Raw genomic sequence first — 24,247 nt, 5'->3', positions numbered from 1 at the left:
CTACTCATCCCCTTTTCGGTATTCCTGTGCAATCTGCATGAACAACGATTCCAGGTTTTGCCCTGGAGTGACCGCCTCTTGATAAGCTAATACGCCGCCGGCAATGATACCGACATGGTCAACGATTTGTTCGACTTCGGATAAAATATGGCTGGAAAGAATTACGGTAATTCCTTGCTTCGGGAAGGAGCGAATCAACTCGCGTTGCTCCTGAATACCAATGGGGTCTAGTCCGTTGGTTGGCTCATCTAAGATCAATAGCTTGGGATGATTGAGGAGAGCAATGGCAATGCCCAGCCGCTGTTTCATACCCATCGAGAACTGGCCCGAGCGCTTTTTCCCGGTATGGGTCAAATCAACAATGTTCAGCACTTCATCAATCTGCGAATCAGGCAATCCCAGCAACGTTGTACGAACTTTGAGGTTCTCTCTAGCTGTCAAATTCTCATAGAGTGGAGGGGATTCGATCAGTGCGCCGATCTGAGCAAGATCTTTTCGGGACCAGGGTTTTCCTTGAAATAAAATCTCACCGGATGTCGGGCGTAGCATACCGGTTAACATTTTCAAGGTGGTTGATTTTCCAGCCCCATTTGGACCAAGTAGTCCATAGACGGAATTCTCCTGAATAGACAGTGTGACGTTGTTCACCGCCTGTTGTCGTCCGAAGGTTTTGCAGAGATTTTTAGTCTGTAAAATAATGTTATCCATATCAGTTCATCCTTTTCATTTGTTCTGACAACTACTTTAAAGATCAATTCTAAGAACTTTATAAGGATTTAAAATATTAATTTCAAACTTTATGCATTCATGCACTATTCGCTATAATGGATACAGTGATGTAGGAAAGGGATGTAATCATGAAGAAGGTCATCGTAATCGGATCAGGAATTCTGGGGGCATCGACAGCATACCATCTAGCAAAAATGGGTGCTAATGTCATTATTGTAGATCGTAAAGATAAAGGACAGGCTACTGATGCCGCTGCTGGCATTATCTGTCCCTGGCTATCACAGCGACGCAATCAGGCTTGGTACCAGCTAGCCAAAGCGGGAGCGCGTTTTTACCCTGGGTTGATTGAAGAACTCAAAAGCGAGGGAGAAACAGAAACTGGCTATGCTAAAGTGGGGGCTCTCAGTATTCATGATGATTTGGAGAAAATCAAAAAAATGGAGGAGCGGGCACACTTACGACAAGCGGATGCACCGGAAATCGGTGAAATTACCCGGCTAAATGAAAAAGAAACCCATGAACGGTTTCCATTGTTAGTAGAAGGTTATCATTCTGTTCATATTAGCGGTGCCGCCCGAATAGATGGGCGTGCGCTGCGGGATGCGTTGGTCCGATCAGCACAAAAAAACGGGGCGGTCCTTATACAAGGAAATGCTACGCTTCAATATGAGTCCGACCATGTAACAGGAGTAGTGGTCGGTGCAAAAAGCTTCTCGTCTGACAAGGTCATTGTTTGTGCAGGTGCATGGGCAAATCAACTATTGTTGCCCTTGGGCATTCATTTTAAGGTTAGTTATCAAAAAGCACAAATTATGCATTTGCAGGTTTCTAATAGGCAAGACACAGGCACCTGGCCTGTAGTCATACCGCCTTCTGATCAATATCTGCTGGCTTTTGATAAACAAAAGATCGTAATAGGGGCGACTCACGAAAATGAAATCGAAGGTTACGATACGAGAGTAACAGCAGGGGGGATACAGGAAATTCTGGATAAAGGTTTAGAATTGGCCCCTGATTTAGCAAACAGCACTTTTCAGGAGGTAAGAGTTGGTTTCCGTCCTTTTACACCCGGTTTTCTACCGGTGATCGGAGCTGTTCCAGGCTGGGATGGTCTTATAGCGGCAAATGGGCTTGGAGCATCCGGGTTGACCATGGGCCCCTTTATTGGAGATCAGCTGGCAAAGTTGGCACTTGGAATGAATTTAGATATCGATATCAATGATTATGATATTCGAAAAGCAATAGATGAAAGTTGATTCTTGACTGAGGAGAACAATATATATACTGAAAAAGTCGCCATATTGGCGACTTTTTGTTTTAGTGCATATTCATTTTATACGTCATTCATCATGTCATTGAGATGCGAATTCTCCAACGATTGTGTTAGGGTTTGCATGTTTTTCAAGTAGTCGATTTTATAGATACAGGAATAGATCACATTTAATACATAGTCAAAAGCAATTTGCGACGAAAATGTACCAATCTTGGCATGTTTTACTTCGTCATTAGGCACCCGGATACAGATATTAGAGAGTTTGGCCAATTCACTTTGATTGGTTGCTGTAATTGTGATAAAAGGGATATTTTCATGTGCGAAATGCCGTGCTGCTTTTAAAAAAATCGGCGACTTTCCGTGATAAGTTAAAAACACAGCGCAGTCCTGTGTCGTAAGATTAGCCGTATGGTAAGCCCATTCAGACAGCTCCGTAGCTATAACCACATACTTGTTTATTTTTACCAATTTATTTTGAAAACTTTTCGCACGGATTTGTGAATCGCCCAACGCATATATAAAGATCCTTTTCGCTTGATCCAGCAATAGGGCTGTTTGCGACAATGAATCATCATCCATGAATGTAAAGTTTTTTTCAATGGTTCCTTTCATTAATTCTGCAATTTCTTTCGCCACTTGAAGTGGGGATTCATCATAACCGAAGGGATAGTTGGGGTCTACATTGGAAATGTTCTGGGTGTTCTGCTGAAACTCCCGAGCAAGTTTGATTATAAACTCCTTGAAGCCTGATAGCCCAAGTTTATGTGTTAGTCGATTAATTGCGGAATGCGAAGTATACGTTGCCTTTGCAAGCTCCTGAATATTTAAGTGCAGGATACTTTCCTTATGAAGCAAAATATAGGATGCAATGCTTTTTTCGTTTGGTGTAAAGTTTTGCATTTCTGATAATTGTATTAGTATTTTCAACAGGTTCACCCCGGCTCAATTGAATAAAACGTTCGAAAAATAATATGAAATAAACATTTTGTTTAAAAATAAACAACCATTTTTAAAAATAATCGGTTGAATGTACCATTTTGGTGGCGAATCCTTTACGATCAACGTTCTTCTTTTATAATAAATGAAAAAGAGCCTAAGGGGGAAATAATATGCTTACCATTGGTTATATTGGAAATGGGAAAAGCACGAACCGTTATCATCTTCCTTTTTCATTGAACAGAGCTGAATTGAAAGTGAAGACGATATATGCCCGTAATCTAGATAAAAGGGAGTGGAAAAAAATCCCTGAAGTGCTGTATACAGATAATATAGAATCTTTAATGAACGATAAGGAGATTCAGTTGATTGTTATCTGTACACCTGTAGAATCCCACTACTCTTATGCGAAAATGGCGCTAGACCACGGGAAAAATGTACTTGTTGAGAAACCTTTTATGTTAACCAAAGAAGAAGCCGTGTCGATCTTCCAATATGCTAAAGAGAAAAATCTGGTTATACAATGCTATCAGAATAGACGTTACGATTCGGATTTCCTCACTACCCAGAAGGTTATTGAATCAGGAAAGCTTGGAGATTCACTGGAGGTGGAGATGCATTACGATTATTATCGCCCTGAGATCCCGAACTCCACTTCTCATTTTTCCAGATATAACAGTTACCTATATGGACATGGCGTTCATACCATTGACCAGGTTCTTTCCTATTTTGGGAAGCCGGACACAATCCATTATGATGTTCGTCAATTGCTGGGTACTGGGAGAATGAATGATTACTTTGATCTGGATTTTTATTATCCCTCGCTCAAGGTATCCATCAAATCCAGCTTTTTTCGCTTAAAAGAGCGGCCGGGTTTTGTTGTATACGGCAAAAAAGGCGTTTTTTTAAAGCAAACGAAGGATCGTCAGGAGGAGCATCTGAAATTATACTATCTGCCTAAGGGACACTCCGATTTCGGCATCGACCAGCCCGAGCATTACGGCATCTTAACATATCTGGATGATAAAGGCGAGTATCATGAAGAAAAAGTCGTTTCTGAAAAGGGAGACTATGCTCGAGTATATGACGATATCTATCAGTCGATCGTACTTGGTAAAGAAAAAGTGATTAAAGACGAAGAGACGATAATTTGTATGGAAATACTTGAAAAAGGTATAGAGGAGTGCAACTAAAATGAAGTTGGGAATTGTCGGAGCAGGGATGATCGTAGGGGATCTATTAAGCTTTATTCAGGATATCCCGACTATTTTATTAAAGGCAATTTGTTCTAGACCTAGTCATGAGGAAAAATTACTGGATTGGCAACATAGATATGGAATCTCTCAGATTTATTCGGATTACAGCGAGATGCTGATGAATCGTGAAGTGGATACAGTTTATATCGGGCTGCCTAATCATCTTCATTATTCATATGCCAAAGAAGCATTATTGAGTGGCAAACATGTCATTTGTGAGAAGCCGTTTACTTCCAATTTGCAAGAATTCCTAGAGCTAAAAGAAATTGCTCAGCAAAGAAAACTGATATTGGTGGAAGCCATAACAAATCAATATTTGAAAAATTATTTGTCCATGAAGGAGTATCTACCTAAACTGGGTGAGATCAAAATCGTTGAATGCAACTATTCTCAATACTCATCTCGGTATGAAGCCTTCAAAGCGGGGATAATCCAGCCTGCGTTTAATCCAGAAATGTCTGGTGGAGCCTTGATGGATATTAATTTATATAATATTCATTTTGTTGTTGGATTCTTCGGGAGCCCTAAGAAAGTGGAGTATTGGGCGAACATGGAGCGTGGAATTGATACTTCAGGTATGCTGCTGCTTGATTACGGTGATTTCAAGTGTGTCTGCATAGGTTCAAAAGATAGTACGGCCCCCAATGCCGTGAACATTCAAGGCAATAAGGGCCATATACACATGGCAAGTTCAGCTAATATATGCGACTACTTTGATTACACTGCGAATAAGGAAACGCCAATTCGGGTGGACTTTAAAGATCATTCGCATCGAATGTATGACGAATTCGTTGAATTTGACCGTATCATCCGAGAAAACGATTTGGAAAAAGTTTCGGATATGCTTGAACATAGTGAAAAGGTCATGAAGGTCATCGAGGAGGCCAAGCAGTCCGCCAATCTTGTATTTGGCCCTGATCCACTTTCACTGTGTTCAACCCCTAAATTTCTAAATGATAATTGAATGTTTTAACTTATATGTCTATTAATGTTTTAACTTATATGTCTATTAATGAAGAAATCAAGCATATTTATCAATGGCAAGCATTCTGTATCAGCCATCTCTGCCAAGGAGGAGGGGGTACGCTTTGAATTGATCCAGCTGATGCACAACCTGGTCAAACGTCAGGTGTGAGGTAGAAATCCTGCCTTTTGCTGCTTCCGAGTAGATCGGGGCCATTTCGTACAGCCCTCTCCCGCGCCTGCTACAGACCGGGGTGAGACGCTGCTGCCGAATTGGGCTTGAAGACCGAAGACCGCCTAAATAATGTTGGGGAATTCGTCGGCGTTCCAGGTTTAATAGGAAACTCGCTGCGAAGTTAAACGAAGCATACCGAAAAAGGGACGGCCCAAGGCCGTCCTTTTTTCTTCTTCACCGATCGGTCCAGATACTCAGTCATTCATGACCTGGTCGTATTTTTCTTTCAATCGCTTAATGTCCGCTCTTGGAGGAGCCCCAAACATTCGGGAGTATTCGCGGCTGAATTGGGAGGAACTCTCGTATCCGACCCTGAAAGCGACGTCTGCGGCGTCCGCCGATTCAGCTAATAAGAGACGGCGGGCTTCCTGGAGTCTCAGCTGTTTTTGGAACTGAATTGGGCTCATGGCGGTTACCTCTTTAAAATGCCGATGGAACGAAGAAACACTCATGCTGGCGGTGTCTGCAAGATCTTCGATCCGAAAAGACTGGTCCCAATTCCGGACGATATAGTCAATAGCATCTCGGATTCGATAGGTGCTGCTTCCTTCGACTGCAATCTGAGCCAATTCGACGCCATAAGGTCCCTGCACTGGAGAAAAGAACGGGTCTTTGATCTAATTCTTCAAGTCATAATCCAATCATGAGGAAATCTCTTTTGTTAAAGTAAATAATTGAGATGAGAAATCGTATTTCTCCGCAATATTAAAATCCTGTCCCGCCTTATAAGGCGGGGTGAGTATAAGTCCAATGTTCATTAACTCGCTGCCGGTAAAACGTTGGCCCAGCTCTTCCACAAAATATACTGCCATTTCGTCCAGCCCGACTAGCTTTAGTCGTAAATAAGCTTGATTCGGACGCGAGAGCACCTGGTACCAACCGACGAGAGCATGCTCACATTCTGCATCAATGACCATCCAGGCAGTCTCATTTTTTTCAAAGGGACTTAGCAGACGATAAAAGGTTCCCTGTGTAATTAATCGTCGGTGACGTTTATACACTTGTATTTGTTTTTTAATTACATCGCATTCTTCTTCGGACAAAGCCAATGGGTCAAGTTCATAACCGAATATACCAAAGTAGGCGACATTGGATCTGGTTTGCAGCGGTGCGGTTCTGCCTACCTGGTGGTTCGGGATGGTTGACACATGAGCTCCCATACTGCTAAGCGGATAGGCCATGGATGTACCATACTGAATCTTCAGACGTTCTATAGCCTCACTATCGTCGCTTGTCCATGTTTGCGGGGCATAATAAAGCATCCCAGGATCAAACCGTCCTCCACCGGAAGCACAGGACTCAAACAAAATCTCAGGATGTTCGGTAATCAGCCTCTCATATAAAGCATATACACCCAAGACATAGCGGTGAAAAAATTCGCCCTGTCTTTCCTTGCCCAGAGATAACGAATAGGCTTCTGAAATACAGCGATTCATATCCCATTTTACGTATTCGATCCGAGCAGAAGAGAGCACGTCATCCATTAACTTAAACAGGTAATCCACAACAGGCGGTTGGGAATAATCAAGAACATATTGATGGCGTCCATGCTTGCGTTGACGGCCGGGTGTTCCCACAACCCAGTCTGGATGCTCCCTCATAATATGAGAGTCGGAGTTAACCATTTCCGGCTCAAACCAAAGACCGAATTTCATCCCGAGCGCATTGATCTTCTTTGCCAAATTCGAGATCCCGTTCGGTAGCTTTTCAGGATTTTCAAACCAGTCACCGAGGGAAGAGGTATCATTGTTTCTTCGACCGAACCAGCCGTCATCCAAGACAAAGAGTTCAATCCCCAGTTCACCTGCTTTTTTTGCCATATCAACTATTTTCTGCTCAGTAAAATCAAAATAGGTCCCCTCCCAGTTATTGATCAATACAGGTCGTTCCCGCTCGGTCCAACTACTGCGAATTAAGTGTTTATTGTACAGGCTATGGTATGCTTGGCTCATGCCATTTAAACCGCTCTCAGAATAGACCAGAACTGCTTCAGGCGAATAAAAACATTCTCCTGGCTTCAGGGTCCAGCAGAATTTGTCAGGATGAATGCCGATCATCAATCGGGTAGTTGAATAGCTGTCCACTTCCGCCTGGGCAAGAAAGTTCCCGCTGTAAACGAGATTAACCGCATATACTTCTCCTTGGTGTTCCTGTGATCCGGGTTTGGCAAGCGCCAGAAATGGGTTGTGAACATGACTACTAATTCCTCGTGTGCTCCCAATCGACTGTAGCCCAGGTCTCAATGGTGTACGCTCCACATAACGTTCCCTGCCCCAAGCCCCTGATAAATGAATAATTTCATATTCGGAGTCAGGGAGATCAAGACTCAGGCTCATTAGACGGTTGACTCTCAGGGGATTATTCCCGGAATTCGTTATGGATACGGATCTCGTGATCACGGGCAGTTCGCTGAAGATGGTGTAAGCAAGTACGGCCACCGCTCCTGTAAGAGAATCGGTCAGCGTTATGAGGAGTGTCTCTGCTTCATGTGCTTCATGTGCTTCCTTACAAAACGTAGCTGGAAGATGAGGAATTTTAGGTTTTCCAGTGATTACCTCGTAATGGTCATAAGTGAACTCCATTATATGAGATCCGTCCTCCTGTATGATCTCAATTGCTGGCTCTCGAAAGTCTCCACTTCCCGCAGAAGGAAATTCCTGCTTAATACTTTCCAACGATGTCACCAAGTCACTATCAAACTCACCGACAGACACGGGACGGTAGCTTCGCTCGATAAAACGGTCATATTGACCCAGGTACTCTATTTTTTTGCCGTAATATAAATGCTCCAATTGCCCGTTCTCCATGACACGGAAAAGATAACTGCAGTATTTGTTCGTTAAGTGAAATGTCCGTTCCTTTTGGTTAACTTGTAGACTAGCCATGTACATAGCCCCTTTCAAAATATGTCGAACCACTTGAAAGCGTTATTATTGAATCAGCATAACAAAGGGAGTGATAGAAAATACATGACTTTTTTTAAGTCGAATATAGGAAAAACAAAGAACCTTACAAAAGACTATAGTTTAGAGCTAAACCTTTTCTGAATATTTGTCATCCTTAACTTATGCTATACTGATAAATTAACCAGCATAGGTTCTTTATTTGGGAAAATGGGGAGGATGCCAATGGGCGAGAATATGATTCAATATGTTGATACGTATACCAGTTCAGAGCATAAAAATATCTCAGATTTGATTTTATATAATTGTGGAACAGAGCTCTGCTTATCCAATCAGGATTTTGGACCCATCGCCCGCGATTTTAATCTGGTTCATTTTGTGCTAAAAGGACGAGGTAGGTTGGTGATTGACAACAAAAATTACGATATAGGAGAAGGACAGGCTTTTTTAATTCCGGCCAATAGAGTAGCTTATTACCAGGCGGATGAAGCTGAGCCTTGGGAGTACTGTTGGGTCGGCTTTATGGGCATTAAATCCGACATCTACCTGCAGAACATATCACTTCCGAGCCAGAACCCTTATGTAATCGATATCGAAGATATTACGTTCTTTCATTCCACGATTCTTGAGATGTTGCGGATCGGAGATAACACACTTTCTTCATCGTTGGCTATACAGGGGTATTTATTCCATATTCTCGCCAAACTTGTGCACGACTTGGGGGAAACGATGTCGGTGAAGGAGCAGCTTCCTTATTCGGTTCAAGCGATAAACTTTATTGAGAAAAACTACATCAGTGGCATCCAGATTAGTGAAGTAGCGGAGTGCCTCGGTCTACATCCGAATTATCTGACCTCCGTTTTCAAACTTGAGACTGGTGAAACGCCTAAACAATATTTGATAGACCTCAGGATTAAAAAAGCGTGCGAACTGCTGCAACATACAGATTATTCGATTCAGGTCATATCTAATTCGGTCGGCTATACCGATCAATTGACCTTTTCGCGAGCTTTTAGAAATGTAATGAGCATATCTCCCAGTGCGTATAGAAAACAATTTCTTTGATTTTGCTATATTAATCTATAAAAATATTTGTATTTAGAAGCGGTTTTTTTTGCTATCGTAAAACTGTAGATTTTTTCCTGCATGGCATATTTAACAATTGTAGGAAGAGTACTTTTTACGGGAGGAGAATTCCGCACGTGGATTTCATTATTGCTTTTATTCCAGCCGTTGGCTGGGGAGTTATGCCGATATTGGCACATATAACAAAAGCCAGTCCCCGAGAACAGCTGACAGGTACCGTGATTGGTGCTGTGCTGTTTGCCCTGTGCTTGTATATCATTCACCCTACCTCATTAGCACCGATTCATTTTGTGGTAAGTTTTATATCTGGTATTTTCTGGGCTGCTGGACAATTGCTTCAGTTTCAAGCTTTTCAAAAAGTAAGCGTATCGATCGCCATTCCTGTGATTTGTGGTCTGCAGTTGATAGGGACGACGCTATTTGCCGCACTTATTTTGGGTGAATGGATAACAGGGTACCAGTATGGGATAGGCGTTGGTTCTCTTCTGTGTATATTGGCAGGGGTTCTGTTAACCAGCAATCAGGGCAAGTCTGCTGGGTTGTCCAAGCCTTTGCCGGTACCCATTATCATAATGTTGGTTTGCTCGGGGTTAGCGTTAAGTAGTTATGTCGTTATTAATCAGTTCTTTCATATATCAGGGCTATCCGTCATTCTGCCGCAATCGCTCGGTATGCTATGCTCAGCCATGGTCATGAACCTGAAGGGGAAAAAGCGGCTAGGATTCTCTCTGGTGGTTCACAATTTACCTACAGGATTGGTTTGGAGCATCGCGAATCTAGCATTATTTATTTCCAACGGGCTGATCGGCATGGCGGCTAGTTTTCCGATCTCTCAAGCGAGCATTGCCATTGCTTGTGTTGGCAGCATTTTAATATTTAAGGAAAAGAAGAGTCCAAAGGAATGGATAGGCATACTTGCGGGAATTACAGTACTTATGATTGGAGTAGGAATGATTAGCTTGCTCAAGCCTTAAGGAATCGAGACCCTTTCCTTTGAGTAACGAAAAGAGCTTATCCGTCCACGGGGTACGCTTTTTGGGGATTGACAGAGATATGACTGCATGAGAAAATGTACGCGCGTACATAAAATGATTTGGAGGTGGGTAATATCGTTTCGCGCAAGGAAGTAGCAGAACTTTCCGGCGTGTCTGAAGCGACGGTATCTCGGGTCTTGAATGCAGTAGGTCCTATCAAAGAGGATACGCGGAGAAGGGTTCTGGACGCAGCTAATCAGCTTGGATATGTACCCAGTGCGCTGGCTCGTAACTTTGCCCGAAGTAAGAGTGGCCATCTTGGTGTAGTTATGCCTTATGTCCCGAAGGCGCACCTGTTCTCAGCCTATTTTTTCTCTGAGATGCTGAGCGGTATCGGAAACAAGGCCAGAGACAGCGGGCTCGATCTGCTTCTATTGTTCCGAAAGCCGGGGGAACGGATTGATTACAGTAGTCTTTTCCGCCAGCAAAGAATCGATACCTGTATCATCCTTGGAGCCAGGGATGACCACGATGAGGAGGAAGCTCTAAAGAGACTTCAGGAAGAAGGACGTCCGTTCTGCGTCATGAATCACCATTTTGAAGGGCAATCATTCTGTGAAGTGGATGCAGACCATGTAGAAGGCAGCCGGGCGGCTGTAAGTCACCTCATCGAGCAGGGATACAAGCGGATTGCCTTTCTCAACGGCCCGGACATCTATTCCAACAGTACTGAGCGATTGAAGGGTTACCGTAACGCGCTTCAGGAGGCCGGTATTGAATATGACCACGATCTACTTCTGGAAGGTAATTACAGCCGTCGAAGCGGGCTCGAAGCCTCAGCTACAATCGCAGACAAATTGAATGATATTGATGCTGTATTTGCGGCGAACGACCGGATGGCCCTCGGGGTAATGCAGGGTCTCCGTGAGCGCGGACTGGCAGCAGACCGGTTTCCGGCGTTTGTAGGCTATGACGATTCGGATGCGGCTGAGATGGCTGTTCCGCCGCTAAGCAGTGTCCGCGTACCTTTTTATGAGATGGGGGAGCTTGCAGCCTCGAAGCTTATACCCGATTCTCTGAATCTTATTCCAGCCCTGGAACTAACCGGGCGCGACTCGATAAGAGAACTCCTGTCCACAGAGCTGATTATCAGGGCGTCATCCATTCGTCCATAACACCATTCGTCAAAAATTCGTTGAAACTCAGACCCATAAGGAGGATCACGACATGTCTAATCGTCTTCGTATCGGAATGGTTGGCTACAAATTTATGGGCAAGGCTCACAGCAACGCTTACCGTAGTCTACCCATGTTCTTCCCAGATGCCCCGCTGCAGCCAGAGATGTCCGTTATCTGTGGACGCAACGAGCAGGGGGTTCAGGCAGCTGCCCGCCAGTACGGCTGGACCGAAAGTGTTACGGATTGGCGTGATCTAGTGAAACGTAACGATATTGACCTCATTGACATTAATGCCCCGAGTAATGCCCATAAGGAAATTGTCGTTGAGGCAGCCCTTCATGGCAAGCATCTATTCTGTGAGAAGCCACTTGCGCTCTCGCTGGCGGATTCACGTGACATGCTGCAGGTAGCAGAGGAAGCAGGGGTCAGACATATGGTAGGCTTCAACTACCGTTTTTCTCCGGCTGTCCAGCTGGCTAAGCAGCTAATCGAGAGCGGACGCCTAGGCAAAATTTATCATTTCCGTGCCTTCTTCCTTCAAGACTGGATCATGGACCCGTCCTTCCCCCTGGTATGGCGGCTGCAAAAAGAAGTGGCCGGTTCTGGATCTCATGGTGATCTTGGCGCCCATCTGATTGATCTCGCTCGCTTCTTGGTCGGCGAGTTCCATGAAGTGATCGGCATGAGCGAGACATTCATCAAACAGCGCCCGTTGGCTTTGGAGATGAGCGGGTTGAGCTCCAAAAGGAGCGCTGAAGCAAATGCTCCGATGGGAGAAGTGACAGTCGATGATGCCACGTTGTTCCTGGCACGCTTCGCCGGAGGTGCGCTGGGCAGCTTCGAAGCCACACGTTTTGCTGCCGGACATCGGAGCACAAATTCATTCGAGATCAACGGTAGCTTAGGCAGTGTGCGGTTTGACTTTGAACGAATGAACGAACTGGAAGTGTATTTCACCCAGGATGAGGAGGACGTTCAGGGTTTTCGCCGCGTACTCGCCACCGATCCGGCACACAAGTACTCCGAAGCCTGGTGGCCTGCAGGACATACGATTGGATTCGAACATACCTTCACCCATGAGATGCTTGAGATGTTGAGTGCCATCTCTGAAGGACGGCAACCGTCGCCGAACTTCCGTGACGGTGTTGCTTGTCAGGCTGTGCTTGAAGCGGTAGAACGATCCATAGAGGAACGCCGCTGGGTATCCATTGAAGAAATGTAGTATAACAATACATTCCGAAAGGTGAGTGGATTACAGATGCGCAAGGCACTGATTGTATGGGGTGGATGGAACGGACATGAGCCGGAGCAGGTGGCGGCCATTTTTGAACGCATTTTGAAGGAAGAGCAGTTCGAGGTGGAAGTGTCTAATACCCTGGAAGCCTACCAAGATGCTGAGAAACTGCTTGACCTGGACCTGATCGTTCCAATGTGGACCATGGGACAGATTGAGCAGGAACTGGTCAATAATGTTTCAGCTGCGGTTCAAAGCGGCGTAGGTCTCACAGGCTGCCATGGCGGCATGTGTGATGCCTTCCGGAACAATGTAGACTGGCAGTTTATGACAGGCGGGCAATGGGTTGCGCATCCCGGCAATGACGGCGTAGAGTACATGGTGAACATGAAGCGCGGCTCCAGCCCACTTCTAGACCATATTGAGGATTTTCAGGTCAAAAGCGAGCAGTATTACCTCCACGTAGACCCGGCAGTTGAAGTGCTGGCAACCACACGCTTTCCGATCGTACCAGGCCCTCATTCAGCCAATGGGCCAGTGGATATGCCCGTTGTATGGACGAAGCGCTGGGGGAACGGCCGCGTCTTCTACAATTCGCTGGGCCATCACGCAGATATCATAGATATGCCTCAAGTGACCGAGATGATGCGCAGCGGGTTTCTGTGGGCAGCAGCAGGCAAACAGGCGGTGGCCAGCCGGGGCAGCTCTCTGGCAGAGGCTTATACAGGCATGACAGACAACCAACAGTGGTAACAAAAGAATGCCATTATCCATTTTTTCTGAAGAAGAAGGGAGTCTAGGCATGAACAAAATGAAAGTAGGCATTATCGGGTGTGGTAAAATTAGCGGAATTTACATGGAAAATTGCCATCGTTTCGACATTCTGGAGCTGTACGCAGTAGCGGATCTGGACCAAGGTCGGGCAGAGGAGCAGGCGGTAGCGTTCAACGTTCCGCATGTATATTCGGTAGATGAGATTTTGGCTGATCCGGAGATCGAACTCATCATTAATTTGACCATTCCGGGCGTTCACGCCGACGTATGTCTCAGAGCTCTTGAGGCAGGCAAGCATGTCTATGTGGAGAAGCCACTTGCCGTCACCCGCGAGCAGGGGCAGGCTGTCTTGGATCTTGCTCATCAAAAGGGACTGCTTGTCGGCTGCGCACCAGAGACCTTCTTCGGTTCCGGTATACAGACATCATTGAAGCTGATTGAAGACGGAGTCATCGGGAGTCCGGTAGCCGCTACGGCTTTCATGATGAGCCGTGGACATGAACATTGGCATCCTGATCCTGAATTTTATTATGCAGTCGGCGGCGGTCCAATGTTTGATATGGGCCCTTATTATTTGACGGCTCTGGTGCAATTGCTGGGTCCAATTGCTGTCATTTCGGGCATGACAGGCAAGGCGATAGATCAGCGAACGATTACGAGCGAGAAAAAGAGAGGTCAGACCATCCCGGTCGATATACCGACCCATGTGGCCGGATTGCTGCGCTTCAAGCAGGGGGCTGTCGGCACCCTAATTACTAGCTTTGACATCTTTGGTGGAAGCACTCTGCCACCGATCGAGGTATACGGCACTCAGGGCACGCTACAAGTGCCTGACCCGAACACGTTCGGAGGGCCAGTTCGCTACAGACTGCTGGGCGAGCAAGAATGGACAGAGGTACCGCTGTTGTCGGGCTACCAGGAAAACACACGGGGCATCGGTGTTGCCGATATGGCCTACGCTATCCGCAGCGGACGGCCTCACCGCGCCAGTGGTGAATTGGCTTATCATGTGCTGGAGGCGATGTGGGCGTTCCACGATTCCTCCGATCAGCAAACCTTCTATCCAATGCAGAGCACATGTCTGCGCCCGGCGGCTTTACCGGAAAACCTGCCCTTGTATACGTTAGATGCGTAAACTAATGTAAATTTTACATCCCGCTTTGAACGTTCATTACTACTGAAAAGAAGACTTCAGCTCCGTTTTGACCGCGGCTTTGGAGTCTTCTTAGTTCATTTTCAGGAAGAATCTTAATTTCAGACATAAAATCATTCTTTATCGATCATTCTAAATATGTTATATTGTTAGCGTAGGAGGAATACACGGATAAGAAGCCAAGAGTTATGAGGAGTGGTGTGAGATCTTGCCGTGGACTCTTCTACGAATATTAGAACGATCATTCTAATTATAGCAGATGGAGAAGGGATGGATTGAACATGGAATATCGTGTATTAGGAAATACAGGCCTTAAAATAAGCAGTTTTGTATTAGGTACGGGTACTTTTGGTTTTTGGGGCAACAATACGGAGAAAGAAGCTGCAGTCATGTTAGATGAGGCTTTGGCTGGAGGCATTAATCTGATCGATACAGCGGATGTCTATTCAAGTGGTCAATCCGAAGAAATTCTGGGTCACATCCTAAAAGGACGCAGACAGGATGTTATTCTGGCCACGAAAGGCGGAATGCCCATGGGCAGTGGGCTTAATCAATCCGGTAACTCAAAATATTGGATTAAGCGTGCAGTAGAGGGAAGCTTGAGAAGGTTGCAAACGGACTATATCGATTTGTATCAACTACATCAGCCAGATCTCCATACTGACATTGAAGAGAGTCTTGATGCACTTACGGACCTGGTTCGTGAAGGGAAGATTCGCTATATTGGTACATCCAATTTTCAGGCATGGCAAGTGACCGAAGCACAATGGACTAGCGAACGCAAAAATACCGCACGATTTGTATCCGAGCAAGCCCCGTATTCCATATTGAATCGAAGCATCGAATTCGATTTGCTTGCTGCAACCGCAAAATACGGAATGGGCGTAATGGTTTGGAGCCCACTTTCGGGTGGTCTACTAACGGGAAAATACCGCTCGGGAGAAGCTGTTGCCCCAGATTCAAGAGCAGCAAGTTCTCTAGGGAAACTTTCAACTGTTGTAGATCCGAATCGAGAAGAAAATCGCATCAAGTTCGAAGCCGTTGCTAAGCTCCAAACCCTTGCAAATGAAGCAGGATTAACTTTGCCACATCTTGCCATGGCATTTACACAAGCTCATTCGTCAGTTACTTCTGCTATAGTGGGGGCAAGAACAATTGAGCAACTTCGTGAAACGTTAAAAGGCAGCGACATCCGATTAAGCACTGATATCCTGGATGCGATAGATGCTATCGTTCCGCCAGGAGTAACCCTGGATGCTCTGGAAAAAGGATGGACGCCTGATTGGTTACAAGCAGACAAACGAAGAATCCTGGGTTAAATATATAGATAGACCTCATACCTGTAATGTATTCACTTTTTTTAAATCTAGTTTGCCGATCCTTCACTACATTGTATAATGATTATTCGAGGTGATGACGATGGCAAGATCAAAAGAATTTGAAGTTAATGAAGTATTAGATAAAGCAATACACCTGTTTTGGGCACAAGGATATGAGAAAACTTCAATGCAAGATTTAGTTGAGTTTATGGGCATTCACCGAAGAAGTATCTATGATACCTTTGGGGATAAGCATGCCTTATTTATGAAAGCTCTCGAAAGATATGAAACGAAGCAGACCAGCAAAATGAGGTTTCTGATTGAAAAACAAAAACCGATCAAAGAATTAATTCGGGAGTTGTTTGAGGCGACAGTAAGAAATGAAGGAGAACCTCTAGGGTGTTTTCTCGTGAATTCAGGCGTGGAACTCGGCGTGTTGGATCCTGAAGTTGCATCCTTAGTTGATGAGAGTTATTCGCGAACTGAGGAACTCTTGACTAACCTTGTTCTGAAGGGTCAACAATCGGGTGAGTTCAAGGCTGACTTGGATCCTGTAGTTATTTCTCATTATTTAATGAATGCGTGGTTAGGGCTACGTACGTTGGTTAAGACAACAACGGATCAGCAAAAATTAAAGAATATTATTGATATGACACTGACCGCTTTAGATTAAAAGTGGAATTACAGCATGACAGGCAAAAGGAGTCACCTAAATGGAGGACTGTTTGTTTCCGTGATACAAGTTTTTTCTTGTCCCTCTAATGAAAGAAAGAACTTGTATCTTATGCCTCAAACAAGTCAAGGAATACCGCTCCAAAATTAAAATTTTAGTCATAAAAAAATTCTTTACTGTTCGTTCTAAAATTGATATGCTAATAGCAAGTTAGATCTAACTGTTTTTTTTACTCTAATAAGAATGATCATTCTAAAATCGTCTTTAAAACTCATTTACACTAATCTGCATGTTATGAAGGAGAGAATATTATGAAGTATACAGTTATTACAGGAGCAAGTTCAGGGATTGGATATGAAACGGCATTGGCGTTTGCTGCACGTGGCAAAAACTTAATCTTGGTAGCTAGAAGATTGGATAAATTAGAAGAACTCAAATCAGCAATTCTGGATATGGATCCTACTATAAATGTTATTGTTCGTACAAGTGACCTATCTGTTACAGACCAGGCCTACACACTATATAACAATTTAAAGGAATACCAAATTGAGACCTGGATTAACAATGCGGGGCTCGGTGAAGCTTCTTTTGTAGCAGAACAGAATTTAGATAAAGTTGAAACTATGCTACGTGTTAACATTGAAACCTTGACGATCCTTTCTACACTATATGTACGAGATTATGCTGATGTAGAAGGAACTCAGTTAATTAACGTCTCATCCGCACTCGGATATGCCATTGCTGTTGGGAGTGTTGCTTATTCTGCATCTAAATATTACGTTAGTGCCTTCACAGAAGGCCTTGCAAAAGAACTAGAAATGAAAGGTGCAAAACTAAAAGCAAAGGTTTTAGCACCAGCTATAACGGAAACGGAATTCGTGAAGAAATCATTAGATACTGAAGAATTTGATTACAAAGCAAACATGCCTAAGTACCACACTGCCAAACAAATGGCGGGCTTCATGGTGAATCTTTATGATAACAACGAAGTGGTAGGTATTGTAGACCAGAACTATGATTTCAACCTGAGAGGCCAAATCTATCCAATCATTTCAGAATTTTAAATTCAATTCATATATCCTTGAATACATTAGAAGAGGAGAGTATCCGAATGAAAAAGTTGTGGAGTAAAACAAACATTGGAACAATGGAATTACCTCATCGTTTAGCCATGGCACCAATGACACGTAGTAGATCGCAAGAAGATGGTACACCGGGAGAGCTAACTTCCCTTTATTATGCTCAGCGTGCATCAATGGGACTCATTATTACGGAGGGTACACAACCTTCTGATGATGGCCAAGGGTACTTATGGACACCTGGGATTTATACGGATAAACATATTGAGGGATGGAAAAAGGTGACCGATGCAGTGCACGAAGCAGGTGGATATATGTATATTCAGTTAATGCATGCTGGTCGCATGTCGCACCCTGATAATACACCACATCATCGCCAACCTGTTGCGCCATCTGCAATCGCGCCCGGTGTAGAAATGTTTACTGCTAAAGGTATGCAGGACATCCCCGTTCCTCGTGAGTTAAGTAAAAAGGACATACAAACTACCATTGCGGATTTCCGCAAAGCAGCAGCAGCGGCTATCAAAGCAGGCGCGGATGGCGTTGAAATTCATGGAGCCAATGGTTATCTGATTAATCAATTTATCGGAGAAAACTCGAATATACGGACAGACGAATATGGGGGATCTATAGAAAATCGTGCTCGCTTCGCGATTGAAGTAACCAAAGCCATCGTCGAAGAAATTGGAGCTGATAGAACAGGCTTCCGTATTTCGCCAGGGACACCTCTTGGTGGGATTCAGGATGGTGAACAAGGCCCTGAACTTTATCGCTACCTTGTAACGGAATTAGCTCAATTGGATTTAGCTTACCTTCATGTTATGCATCTTGGAAATGAAAAGCTGCTCCAAGACATTCGCTCAATCTGGACGAATCCATTGTTAGTCAATCGTGCTGGACGAGCTCTGGAAGATCTTAGCTTGGATATAGAAAGTGGCCTTGCTGATTTGGTGCCTGTTGGTGTATGGTCATTAGCCAATCCAGATTTAGTGGAACGGCTTCAAAAAGGTGCGCAACTAAATGAAGCAGATCCGTCAACATTCTTTGGTTTGGGAAGTAAAGGTTACACGGATTATCCTACGATGGAAGAATTAGAATCGCAAGAGGGTCTACAATAACATAAAGGCTGAAACATGGCGTACAACTGAAAATTGTGCGCCACGTTTTTAGTCTAAGATGTTTGATGTTTTCAAAAAAACGCATTTAGTAAAAAATGGTATAGCGAGCGGGTCAACCTAAAAACTCGATTGCGTTCATGGCTATGCTATCTCCAAATTAGCAAAGGAAGAGGATGAATATGAGAGCAGCACAAGTACAGAAATATTCAAAAATAATCCATGTGGAATTAAATGATGTAAACATACCACAGATCAATAGCCATGAGGTACTTGTCAAAGTAAAAGCTGCAGGTGTAAATCCACTGGACATTCTTAATCTGAATGGCAGTGTTCGGATGATTGCCGACTATAAGTTGCCATTAACTTTAGGGAATGAACTATCTGGGGTTATTGAAGCTGTTGGTGATGATGTTTTGAATTTTAAGGTTGGTGACCCTGTTTATACGAGGTTGCCGCTTAATAAAATCGGTGCTTTTGCTGAGTATGCGGCCGTAAATGAAGATGCTTTATCCATCATGCCTGAAAATCTATCTTTTATTGAAGCTGCTGCTGTACCCCTTACTGCCTTGACTGCTTATCAAGCATTGCACGATGTACTCCATGTCCAGCCGAATAAAAAGCTATTCATTCCTGGAGGAACCGGAGGATTTGGCGCTATGGCAATCCCCATTGCCAAATCACTGGGACTATTTGTTATTACAAGTGGAAGTGAAAGAGGCAGATCACGTATACTGTCGATCGGGGCTGATCAATTCATAAATTATAAGGCAGAGAATTATGCTAACATACTGTCCGATATCGATTATGTGATCGACACCTTGGGTACCAAAGAGATCAAAGCTGAACTGGGTATTTTAAAACCACAAGGGAAATTGGTATCATTGAAAGCCGGACCTAATTATCGCTTTGCGGTTGACAATCATTTTCCAATGTGGAAAAAAGCATTGTTCGGTCTAGTGGGTGCTCGCTTAGATTCTTTAGCACGCAAGAATCAAAATGAATATCGCTTTTTATTTGTGCAAGCCAATGGAAGTCAATTACAAAAAATCACTAAACTTGTTGAAAAAGAAAATATCAAGCCCTCTATAGATTCAATTTATACGTTTGATGACATTAACAAAGCGTTGATTAAAGTGTCAACGGGCCACTCCCAAGGCAAAGTGATTGTGACCTTCTAAGTAATATTACATTTTTTCATGATACTAGAATGTTTATTCTACTATTTGTTTCTAAAACGTGCATTCTAGCGAGTTAAAAAACGGTATTCGCGGGTGAAGCAACCCGGGATTTGATATTACTTTGCGAACCCAAAAAAGGGGAGAAGAACAGATGATTAGTCATGTGGAATTTGATTATTTAAAGAATTGGTTCTCATTAATGCAATCCCCCTGACTAAAGTTTCTGGCAGGGGGGATTGCATTAATGTAAGTTCTAGTTCACATACTTCTCTATCGTGCTTCGGACTGCTCCGGGACCTGCCAGCATTTCATGAAACATGGCTTCAATCTTGTCGCCCAGACCAATTTCATATAATCGGACACCGAACAGTTTGTCATCCTCGAGGAGGCAGCGAACCTCGGAGGTCTGATCGCCCAGCTTCGTATTCTGCAAATATCCCTGCAACGTATCCAGTAACGGGTCCGGACTGAGTGTGAAGGGTTCTCCTTGATCATCCACTCCCAGCAAATAGCGACACCAGATCGCAATGGTCAAGGGGATAGCAGTCAAGTTCGTAGGATCAAGCCCTGCTGTGCTAGCATAAGACTTTATGGTTTCCCCAAAACGGATGCTCATCTTTTGAGACGTATCTGTTGCAATCCGCTGTGGCGTATCCGGAATATAGGGATTGGCGAAGCGTTCCTGCAATACCTCGTCAATAAATGGTTTCGGTTCGATAATTCCGGGATCAATTACAACAGGTAAGCCTTCCTTGTAGCCGATGGTTTCCACCAGACGACGTAATGTCTGATCCTTCATTTCATCTGCGATGAGCTCGTACCCAAGCAGACACCCAGCGAGGGCCAGCGCTGTATGCAGTGGATTGAGACAGGTAGTGACTTTCATCTTCTCCACTTTGTCCACCGTATCCCGATTCGTGAAGATGATGCCAGCTTCCTCCAGTGCAGGTCTCCCGTTCGTAAACTTGTCTTCAATGACCAAATACTCGCTAACCTCAGCATTGACAAAGGGAGCCGTATACGTATGCCTGGAGGTAACGATCATCTCCATGTCAGCTAACCCCAGCTTCCGAAGAGCAGACTGTACTTGCAAGGAAGGGCGGGGGGTGATTTTGTCAATCATGGTCAAGGGGAAGGTTATTTTCTCCTCATTCTGCAGATAGTCTGCAAATCCTTCCTCTACCAGGCCTCTGCGAGCCCACTCCTTGGCGATGGCAATCATACTATCCTTTAACAGATCGCCGTTATGGGAGCAATTATCCATGCTCACAAAGGTCATTGGATGCCGCCCCCTCAGATAACGCCGATAGGCAAGCGAAGTAGCCAGGCTCATCACATGCATCGGCTGTTCAGGACCATTCGTCAAATCCCTCTGCACAACAGCCAGATACTTGCCGTCGGGCCCGGTCAGGGCGTATCCTTTTTCCGTGACAGTAAAGCTGGCCATCTGCAGGGACGGATTCTCAAATATTTCAATCAGACGGAGGTAGTCGTCTGGACGATTTTGCTCTGCTGCGAGTCCCTCAACAATGCTTGCGACCACGCTCTTGTGAAATCTTCCGTCTGCACTCATCAACACCAGTAAGGTTAGATTGTCGTAAGGCTTATAAGCTTTGTCGATCATTTCAAAGTCAAAGGCTTCGGCCGCAATAATACCTGTATCCGCTTTCAAGTTATTCAGCAGTTGTTGCTGCGCATTGGCTATCAACCCACGAAAAATATTGCCTGCGCCGAAATGCACCCATTGTGGTCTAACTCGGGTGTTATTGGCTACAAGCTCCAGATCATATTTTGGCAGTTCAATGCCTGCTGCTCGCCAGGCCGCTTTGTCTGAAAGGCCTTTCCAGTCAAGTTGGAGCATTATTTCACTCCTTTGCCTTGAGAGAGACTATCCCAGACACCAAGCAAGTACATAACCCCCAGTGCACGGTCATACAAACCGTAGCCAGGTCGACAATTCTTTTCTTCCCCCCATAGATGTCTGCCGTGATCCGGGCGTACATATCCCTGATAGACGTTCTCGTGATAAGCTCTAACTACTTCCGGTACATCGACGCTTCCGTCCTTCCCGCGGTGTGACACTTCAATAAAGTCGCCATTCTCAAACACCTTGACATTACGAATATGCGCAAAATGAATACGATCATGAAACTCTCGAATCATGGTTGGCAAATCATTCTCAGGATTGCTCCCCAGTGAGCCTGTGCAGAAGGTCAGACCATTATATGGGCTGTTCACTGCATCTAGGATGCGCTGGATGGTCTCACGACTACGGACAATTCTCGGCAATCCGAAGATGGGCCATGCCGGATCATCAGGATGAATGGCCATCTTGATGTCAACCTCCTCGCAGACCGGGATGATGCGCTCAAGAAAATACTTCAGGTTGTCAAACAACTTGTCTTCTGTGACATCCGCATAAGCAGCAAAAAGTTCATCCAGTCTCGCCAACCGTTCCGGTTCCCAGCCAGGCATGGTGAACTTCCCAGCTCCCTTGAGAATCCGATCCACCATTTGGCGGGGATCATCGGTAATGGCAGCCTTTTCATAAAAGAGGGCATTGGACCCGTCAGGCAGTTCTTTGTACAGCTCTGTTCTGGTCCAGTCAAAGACAGGCATAAAGTTATAGCAAATCACCTTAACTCCCACTTTGGCTAATTTTCGAATGGTGTCGATATAAATGTCAATATATTGATCGCGGGATGGTAGGCCGATTTTGATATCATCGTGGACATTTACACTTTCTACGACCGCCGTACTAAAGCCCTTGCTCGTAATCTGATCAGCTACCTCCTGAATTCGCTCCATTTCCCATACTTCACCGGCTACCTTATCATGTAAAGACCAGACAATGCCCATAACTCCCGGAATTTGCCGGATATGATCCAGTGTAATATTGTCGTTGCCTTCCCCATACCATCTCCAGGTCATATTCATAACGATACCTCCCTGATTATATTTCATCTGTCTTGTATACAAGATTGAGTTGATCATAAATTATAGGGTTTGTTCTTGTCAATGATAATCTCAGAGGAGTCCGTCACCTCAAAATGCTTTATAATAAGTCTACTAGATTTATAAAGTGAAGGTAGGAATGATATGTTTACAAAAGAAGAAATCATGCAACTGTTGAAAAAAGATATTTTGTCACTGACCTTAAAGCCGGGTACTCTTCTCAGCGAGACGACTTTGTCAGAACGCTTTCAGCTGTCCAGAACTCCGCTACGCGATGTATTGAAGTGGCTTGCGCTTGAGTCCTACATTGATATTTATCCCAAGAAGGGGAACATTGTGTCCTATATTGATCTGGAGTCCGTTGAACAAATTATTTACTTAAGAAGCGCATTGGAAAAGGAGATTATGAAGGAGCTTTCATCGCAAATTGCATTAAGCGATGTACAGAAGCTGAGCGATATTCTGGACAGACAGAGAGCTGTGATTGAAGAAGATCATGCTACGGATCAATTTCTCAGTTTGGATGATCAGTTCCACCAAACCATGTTCCAATTGGTGGGGCGGGGGTTTCTTTGGCATCTCATTCAGCAGTCGAATGTTCACTATATCAGATATCGCAAGCTGCATATGCTGGAAACAGGGAAGCTGATAGGCATCTGGCATGAGCACCAAGCTATGCTTGAATCCATGCTGAATAAGGAAACAACTAAAATGGATGATCTGGTTCATCATCATCTCAGAGAGGATATCCATTCGCTCGATTTTCTTCGGAAGTTCGCTGATTATATCAAGAAATAAGGCAGCTAGCTCAAATTAACATCTATGAATATTAAAGAAGTGAGGAATTCATGGGGCTGTTCCACAAGTTGGATATGTCGGTGAAAGAGCGGGTAAGAAATGCGAGACTGCAGCGAAATTTATGGGCGGAAACGTGCTGGCTGTGTCATTCCGTTTTTGCTCGTGAGTATTGTTATATACCCTCAGGCGGGGTCAAACTGGAGGAATCATCATAGGAGTTTTCGTCCTTGTATACATGATAGGTAAATCCTCCTTGAATACACTCTATGTATCATGAGCTATCCCGATCTTTTGACAGACTCGCAATTTAAATTCATGAAAAATCAATTGTACATGGAGATGTATAATGTTCCGGCTGTTTACCCAAATTCAATTTAATTTATTTGAGCGAGGGAGCATTATAAATAGTTTGGGGAGTAAAAGTTCTTAAGGC

At 44.4% G+C, this 24,247-nt stretch carries 20 protein-coding genes and 1 pseudogene; 15 read left to right on the top strand and 6 right to left on the bottom strand.

Annotated elements, in window-relative coordinates; all coding sequences use genetic code 11:
• Positions 1-708, bottom strand: coding sequence for a lantibiotic protection ABC transporter ATP-binding protein (locus MHI21_RS13485; protein WP_254325574.1), 708 nt, complete (start codon positions 706-708; stop codon positions 1-3).
• 149 nt (positions 709-857) lie between these two features.
• Here MHI21_RS13485 and MHI21_RS13480 point away from each other — a divergent pair, with 149 nt between their 5' ends.
• Complete coding sequence (locus MHI21_RS13480) at positions 858-1,985, top strand: FAD-binding oxidoreductase (RefSeq protein WP_342418354.1); 1,128 nt, start codon at positions 858-860, stop codon at positions 1,983-1,985.
• A gap of 77 nt (positions 1,986-2,062) precedes the next feature.
• Here MHI21_RS13480 and MHI21_RS13475 read toward each other — a convergent pair whose 3' ends face one another.
• Positions 2,063-2,929, bottom strand: coding sequence for a MurR/RpiR family transcriptional regulator (locus tag MHI21_RS13475; protein ID WP_342420209.1), 867 nt, complete (start codon positions 2,927-2,929; stop codon positions 2,063-2,065).
• Between the two features lie 182 nt (positions 2,930-3,111).
• Between MHI21_RS13475 and MHI21_RS13470 the strand changes: the two genes are divergently transcribed.
• Positions 3,112-4,131, top strand: a complete 1,020-nt coding sequence (locus tag MHI21_RS13470; RefSeq protein WP_342418353.1) for a Gfo/Idh/MocA family oxidoreductase — start codon at positions 3,112-3,114, stop codon at positions 4,129-4,131.
• A gap of 1 nt (position 4,132) precedes the next feature.
• A complete protein-coding gene (locus MHI21_RS13465) occupies positions 4,133-5,158 on the top strand; it encodes a Gfo/Idh/MocA family oxidoreductase (RefSeq protein WP_165176853.1) in 1,026 nt (341 codons plus the stop codon).
• Positions 5,159-5,586: 428 nt separating this feature from the next.
• Here MHI21_RS13465 and MHI21_RS13460 read toward each other — a convergent pair.
• Positions 5,587-5,985, bottom strand: a pseudogene (locus MHI21_RS13460) (AraC family transcriptional regulator); the annotation flags it as partial.
• Between the two features lie 48 nt (positions 5,986-6,033).
• Positions 6,034-8,277 (bottom strand): alpha-galactosidase, encoded by a 2,244-nt coding sequence (locus tag MHI21_RS13455; protein WP_342418352.1) that lies wholly within the window; start codon positions 8,275-8,277, stop codon positions 6,034-6,036.
• A gap of 243 nt (positions 8,278-8,520) precedes the next feature.
• On the opposite strand from MHI21_RS13455, the gene MHI21_RS13450 reads away from it, so the two are divergent.
• The 11 genes from MHI21_RS13450 to MHI21_RS13400 all read left to right on the top strand — a co-directional run bounded on the left by MHI21_RS13450 (position 8,521) and on the right by MHI21_RS13400 (position 20,061).
• The gene (locus MHI21_RS13450; protein ID WP_342418351.1) at positions 8,521-9,360 is read left to right on the top strand and encodes an AraC family transcriptional regulator; all 840 of its coding nucleotides are present in this window, start codon (positions 8,521-8,523) and stop codon (positions 9,358-9,360) included.
• Positions 9,361-9,497: 137 nt separating this feature from the next.
• On the top strand, positions 9,498-10,355 hold the full coding sequence (locus MHI21_RS13445; protein ID WP_342418350.1) for a GRP family sugar transporter: 858 nt from the start codon (positions 9,498-9,500) through the stop codon (positions 10,353-10,355).
• 119 nt (positions 10,356-10,474) lie between these two features.
• On the top strand, positions 10,475-11,530 hold the full coding sequence (locus MHI21_RS13440) for a LacI family DNA-binding transcriptional regulator (protein WP_250268437.1): 1,056 nt from the start codon (positions 10,475-10,477) through the stop codon (positions 11,528-11,530).
• A gap of 52 nt (positions 11,531-11,582) precedes the next feature.
• A complete protein-coding gene (locus MHI21_RS13435; protein WP_342418349.1) occupies positions 11,583-12,755 on the top strand; it encodes a Gfo/Idh/MocA family oxidoreductase in 1,173 nt (390 codons plus the stop codon).
• 36 nt (positions 12,756-12,791) lie between these two features.
• Entirely contained in the window at positions 12,792-13,520 is a 729-nt protein-coding gene (locus MHI21_RS13430; RefSeq protein ID WP_342418348.1) for a ThuA domain-containing protein, read from the top strand.
• Between the two features lie 49 nt (positions 13,521-13,569).
• The gene (locus MHI21_RS13425; protein ID WP_342418347.1) at positions 13,570-14,676 is read left to right on the top strand and encodes a Gfo/Idh/MocA family oxidoreductase; all 1,107 of its coding nucleotides are present in this window, start codon (positions 13,570-13,572) and stop codon (positions 14,674-14,676) included.
• Between the two features lie 299 nt (positions 14,677-14,975).
• Positions 14,976-16,013 (top strand): aldo/keto reductase, encoded by a 1,038-nt coding sequence (locus MHI21_RS13420; protein WP_061828332.1) that lies wholly within the window; start codon positions 14,976-14,978, stop codon positions 16,011-16,013.
• Positions 16,014-16,113: 100 nt separating this feature from the next.
• The gene (locus MHI21_RS13415) at positions 16,114-16,686 is read left to right on the top strand and encodes a TetR/AcrR family transcriptional regulator (RefSeq protein ID WP_165176836.1); all 573 of its coding nucleotides are present in this window, start codon (positions 16,114-16,116) and stop codon (positions 16,684-16,686) included.
• Positions 16,687-16,997: 311 nt separating this feature from the next.
• The gene (locus MHI21_RS13410; RefSeq protein ID WP_342418346.1) at positions 16,998-17,750 is read left to right on the top strand and encodes an SDR family NAD(P)-dependent oxidoreductase; all 753 of its coding nucleotides are present in this window, start codon (positions 16,998-17,000) and stop codon (positions 17,748-17,750) included.
• A 47-nt stretch (positions 17,751-17,797) separates the two neighbouring features.
• On the top strand, positions 17,798-18,883 hold the full coding sequence (locus MHI21_RS13405) for an alkene reductase (RefSeq protein ID WP_341161347.1): 1,086 nt from the start codon (positions 17,798-17,800) through the stop codon (positions 18,881-18,883).
• 179 nt (positions 18,884-19,062) lie between these two features.
• Positions 19,063-20,061 carry an NADP-dependent oxidoreductase gene (locus MHI21_RS13400; protein ID WP_341161348.1) on the top strand — a complete coding sequence of 333 codons (999 nt, stop codon included), beginning with the start codon at positions 19,063-19,065 and terminating at the stop codon, positions 20,059-20,061.
• 253 nt (positions 20,062-20,314) lie between these two features.
• On the opposite strand, the gene MHI21_RS13395 is transcribed toward MHI21_RS13400, so the two are convergent.
• Both MHI21_RS13395 and uxuA read right to left on the bottom strand, forming a co-directional pair.
• Positions 20,315-21,922, bottom strand: a complete 1,608-nt coding sequence (locus tag MHI21_RS13395) for a mannitol dehydrogenase family protein (RefSeq protein WP_341161349.1) — start codon at positions 21,920-21,922, stop codon at positions 20,315-20,317.
• Positions 21,922-22,998: a mannonate dehydratase gene (gene uxuA, locus MHI21_RS13390; RefSeq protein WP_342418345.1), complete on the bottom strand. Its 1,077-nt coding sequence runs from the start codon at positions 22,996-22,998 to the stop codon at positions 21,922-21,924. Before uxuA ends, MHI21_RS13395 begins: the two co-directional genes overlap by 1 nt.
• A 162-nt stretch (positions 22,999-23,160) precedes the next feature.
• Here uxuA and MHI21_RS13385 point away from each other — a divergent pair, with 162 nt between their 5' ends.
• Positions 23,161-23,814 (top strand): GntR family transcriptional regulator, encoded by a 654-nt coding sequence (locus MHI21_RS13385; protein WP_342418344.1) that lies wholly within the window; start codon positions 23,161-23,163, stop codon positions 23,812-23,814.
• Positions 23,815-24,247 lie beyond the last annotated feature (433 nt).

Source organism: Paenibacillus sp. FSL H8-0168 (genome assembly GCF_038592955.1).
Lineage (GTDB): Bacteria > Bacillota > Bacilli > Paenibacillales > Paenibacillaceae > Paenibacillus > Paenibacillus polymyxa_B.
The sequence above is the reverse complement of the archived record's forward strand: the minus strand, read 5'-3'. Positions and strand labels throughout refer to the sequence as shown.